This is a genomic window from Actinoalloteichus spitiensis RMV-1378, from assembly GCF_000239155.1.
Classification (GTDB): Bacteria; Actinomycetota; Actinomycetes; order Mycobacteriales; family Pseudonocardiaceae; genus Actinoalloteichus_B; species Actinoalloteichus_B spitiensis.
In genome coordinates this window covers 1-4154 of the sequence record NZ_AGVX02000032.1, presented here as the reverse complement: position 1 = coordinate 4154, position 4154 = coordinate 1, and the positions used below count along the sequence as shown (strand labels likewise).

Here is a 4154-nt window from a genome sequence, read left to right as displayed (position 1 = left end):
CCTGCGTCCCGGGGCGGCACCGGCCCCGGGACGCGGGCGGCGGCGCGTTCAACCGGCGATCGGTGCGTCCTCGTCGGGTTCGATGGCCAGCCCAGCCGCCGCGCTGACTCCCTGCAGGAAGCCCATCGCCCGTTCGGCGCGCGGGTAGCGGTGGACCAACCGCCAGAAGTCCTCCCCGTGCCCCGGGACGAGCAGGTGGGCCAGCTCGTGCACGAGGACGTAGTCGAGGACCCAGGTGGGCATGTCCCGCAGTCGCTCGCTCACCCTGATCGTGCCCTCGGCCGGGGTGCAGGAGGCCCAGCGGGTGCGCATCGGCCGCACCCAGCGGACGCTGGCGGGTGCCGGGCACTCGGGGAGGTGGCGTTCGGCGAGGTCCGCGGCTCGTTCCGCGAGCGACGCGTCGGACTTCGGGGCACGGGACCGCCGCCTGCTCTCGCCGCGCTCCAGCCGCCGCAGCATCTCCCGCACCCAGTGTTGCTCGTCGGCGGCGGACAGCCGGGCGGGAACCAGGACGACGACCCGGTCACCCTCGCGGTACGCGGTCACGGTGCGGCGCCGGCGGGCGCTCCTCCTGACCTCCACCCCAGGCCGGGCGGCCTCCTCCGAGGAAACGTCGGGCACCCGCGTCCGGGGGCCGTCCTGGGAGCTCACCACGTCACCACGGTAGGGCGCAGTCCCGACGGACCGTCGCGCGGGCCGACCGGCGGCGCGGAGGGGCGTGGGACTGGCCCGACCAGGCCACGACGGCGGGAAACCCCGCCGGCGAGTGGTCCGAGGTGACCTGTGGTCGCATTCGCCGCGCGGTGGCGCGCCACGTCCCGCCGTAGGTGCGCACAGGCACCCTCGACCGAGGGATCAACGGTCACTCACCGTACCCGAAATCGGCGGACGTCCTGGCGGGCGGAATCGCGGTGACCTGCCAATACTGGACACGCTCCGCGCCGCATACCCGATGGCGGAAGCGGCCACATATAGCGTGGCTTGACGTCGCCTGGGTGAGCAGAATAGGCCATTCGGCCCAACGAGATCAGGCGGATTCGGGGCACGTCGAGGTAGGGAGGCAACCGTGGCGGACAGCTACAACGGGTACTGCGTGAAGTGCCGGGAGAAGCGGGACTTCACCGGTACCGTCGAGGAGACGAATGGACGTCGGATGGCCAAGGGAACCTGCCCGGTCTGCGGCACGAAGATGACGCGGATCCTCGGCAAGGCCTCCTGATCGCGGGTCGCCGGGTCCACGACCACGTGGACCCGGCGCACGTGTCTCCCGGTCCCGCACGACCCGGCGTCGGCGGGACGCGGCCGCTGCACCCGGCGGGCCCCGTCGCGACCGGGCGGTGGTGCCCCGGCCGGCGAGCGGCCGTCGACCTCCACTGGTCGAGCCTGTGGACACCGGGTTGCCGGCCACCACCCCACCCGAGAACATCACGTCCGTGCGCACTCCACCGGAGCGGCCCGCCCCGGCCGCTCCCCCACCGGCCCCGCTTCCCCCGCTGCCCCGTGTCCGCGCGGGCCTGCCGGTGCTCCGCCGAGGCGCGGCCTCCGTGCAGTTCGGGGTGACCGCTGGCGAGGCGCTCGTCGTCGACGGGCTCTCGCCGGCGTTGGTGGCGCTGTGCCTCAGCCTCGACTCCCGCGCCTCCGACGAGGTGCGCGGCCCCGCCCCGCACCCCGGCCCCGCCGCGACGGCCGAGCCCCGCGCCACCCTGGCCTTCCTCGACTGGCTGGCGCGCCACGGGGTGCTGGAGGACCCGAGCCCCGCCACACCCGGCCACCCGCGGGCGCTCCCTGGCACGCTCCGGGACACCACCGTGCTGGTGAGGGGGGACGGCCCGCTCGCGCCGGCCATCGCCGTGGAACTCGCGCGAGGCGGCGTGGGGCGGGTGCGGGTGGCGGCGCGGGGCCGGGTCCGGCCGGAGGACACCACCCTGGGGTACGGGCTCGCCGATGTCGGGCGCGACCGCACGAACACGGCGAACGCCCTGGTCGCCGCCGCGGTGCCCGGGGTTCACACCGGCACCCCCGCCCCCGGGCCGCCCGATCTGGTCGTGCTGGCCGACGTCCCCGTCCCCGACCCGGTCGCCGTCCGCGAACTCATGGCGGAGGGCACACCCCACCTGTCCGCGCGGGTCTGGGACGGCGTCGGCGTCGTGGGCCCGCTCGTCGTACCCGGCCGGACGAGTTGTCTCCGCTGCGCCGACCTCACCAGGACCGACGCCGACCCCTGCTGGCCGCTGCTCGCCGCCCAACTCGCGGAACGGTCCACGCCGGTCGACGGCCCGACTGGTACGGCGACCGCCGCGCTCGCCGCGTCGCAGTGCCTGCTCGCCCTCGACCGGGGCGGTTCCGGGAGCACCGACCGGCCCCGGGTGTGGAACACGACGTTGGAGCTGGACCTGCCGTCCGCGACGCTCCAGGCGCGGGTCTGGGAACCCCACCCCCGGTGCGGCTGTCGACCCGCCGTCGTCGCTGGTCAATCGACCGCGCCGGCGGGGAGGAGCGGGCCGCTCCCTCCGGTCGGCCCCGGCGGAGCGGCCCTCGGGCGACACCGCTGGTTCGGACGGGCCGGCGGAATGGGTGTCGCCGAGTGACGGTTCCGGGGGACAATCGCCGGGTGAGTGAGATCCCGCGTCGGACCGTTCAGCGCACCGCCAAACTCGCTGGCCTGCCGCTGGGAGCGGCGGGGCGATTCGCCGCCGGCTGGGGCAAGCGGTTGACCGGTCGGGACGCCGACGAGGTCAACGCGGAGATCTCGGCCAGGACCGCCGAGCAGTTGTTCGCCGTGCTCGGCCAGCTCAAGGGCGGAGCGATGAAGTTCGGCCAGGCCCTGAGCGTCTTCGAGGCCGCGGTTCCGGACGAGTACGCCGAGCCCTACCGCGAGGCGTTGACCAAGCTCCAGTCCGCCGCTCCACCCATGCCGACCCGGGACGTCCACCAGGTGCTCACCGAGCAGCTCGGCAGCGCGTGGCGCAGCCGGTTCTCCGAGTTCGACGACGTCCCCACCGCCGCGGCCAGCATCGGACAGGTCCACCGGGCGACCTGGCACGACGGTCGGGAGGTCGCGGTCAAGGTGCAGTACCCCGGAGCCGGGGAGGCCCTGATGTCCGACCTGCGGCAGCTCCAGCGGTTCAGCCGCCTCATCCAGGGCATCGTGCCGGGCACCGAGGTGAAACCGCTGCTCTCCGAACTCCAGGAACGGATGGCCGAGGAACTCGACTACCGGGTGGAGGCGGACGCCCAACGCCGGTTCGTGACGGCCTACACCGACGATCCGAACGTGCGCGTCCCCCGGGTGCTCGCCAGCGCGCCCCGGGCGCTGGTGACCGAGTGGGTCGAGGGAACAGGCCTGGCCGGCATCATCCGCGACGGCTCGCAGGAGGACAGGGACCACGCTGGGACCCTGCTGTCGCTGTTCAACTTCTCCGCGCCGCACCAGGCGGGTCTCCTCCACGCCGACCCGCACCCCGGCAACTTCATGCTCGACGCCGACGGACGCCTCATCGTGATCGACTTCGGGGCGGTCGCACGACTTCCCGACGGGCCGCCGCCGACCTTCGGTGTGCTGCTTCGACTGGCACTCGGCGACGACCCGGAGGAGTTACTGCGGTTCCTGCGCGCCGAACGTTTCCTGGGTCCGAGGACGGAACTCGCGGCCGAGGACGTCCTCGCCTTCCTCGCCCCCCTGGTCGAACCGCTGCGCACCGAGCGGTTCACCTTCACCCGGTCCTGGTTGCAGGGACAGGCAGACCGCGTGGGCAACCTGCGGGGCAACGACTTCCGCACCAGCCGCTCGCTGAACCTCCCCCCCGAATACCTGATGATCTACCGGACCACGATGGGTACCACCGCCATCCTCTGCCAGCTGGGGGCGACCGTCGCGGCCCGGAGCATCGTCGGCGACTGGCTCCCCGGCTTCCGCACCCGCTGATCCCCCATCCCGCCCGGGGAGCGGTGCGTCGCCGCCGGGGCTGGTGGGGCGGGACCCGTTGCGCCGCCCCCCGCGCCGAGGTGGTGCGGCCGAGGGCGGGACCTTCCCTCGGGTGGGCCCGCAGGCTCGTCGTGGCGGCACCGGGGTTCCGGGGTCCGCGACGACCGCCGTCCGCCCCGTGGTCGAGGCGGGGAAGGCGGGCGCGGCGACGTCGAACGCGGCCACGCCC

Annotated in this window: 4 protein-coding genes; 3 read left to right on the top strand and 1 reads right to left on the bottom strand. The window is 74.3% G+C overall.

Annotated features, from left to right (window positions below):
- Positions 1 to 48 precede the first annotated feature (48 nt).
- Positions 49 to 651 carry a M48 metallopeptidase family protein gene (locus ACTIDRAF_RS0201740; protein WP_016696986.1) on the bottom strand — a complete coding sequence of 201 codons (603 nt, stop codon included), beginning with the start codon at positions 649 to 651 and terminating at the stop codon, positions 49 to 51.
- A gap of 415 nt (positions 652 to 1066) precedes the next feature.
- Here ACTIDRAF_RS0201740 and ACTIDRAF_RS34180 point away from each other — a divergent pair, with 415 nt between their 5' ends.
- The 3 genes from ACTIDRAF_RS34180 to ACTIDRAF_RS0201725 all read left to right on the top strand — a co-directional run bounded on the left by ACTIDRAF_RS34180 (position 1067) and on the right by ACTIDRAF_RS0201725 (position 3925).
- A complete protein-coding gene (locus ACTIDRAF_RS34180; protein WP_016696985.1) occupies positions 1067 to 1219 on the top strand; it encodes a DUF5679 domain-containing protein in 153 nt (50 codons plus the stop codon).
- Positions 1220 to 1433: 214 nt separating this feature from the next.
- Positions 1434 to 2588, top strand: coding sequence for a ThiF family adenylyltransferase (locus ACTIDRAF_RS26720; protein WP_211215246.1), 1155 nt, complete (start codon positions 1434 to 1436; stop codon positions 2586 to 2588).
- A gap of 23 nt (positions 2589 to 2611) precedes the next feature.
- Positions 2612 to 3925 (top strand): ABC1 kinase family protein, encoded by a 1314-nt coding sequence (locus ACTIDRAF_RS0201725; RefSeq protein WP_016696983.1) that lies wholly within the window; start codon positions 2612 to 2614, stop codon positions 3923 to 3925.
- Positions 3926 to 4154: the final 229 nt, after the last annotated feature.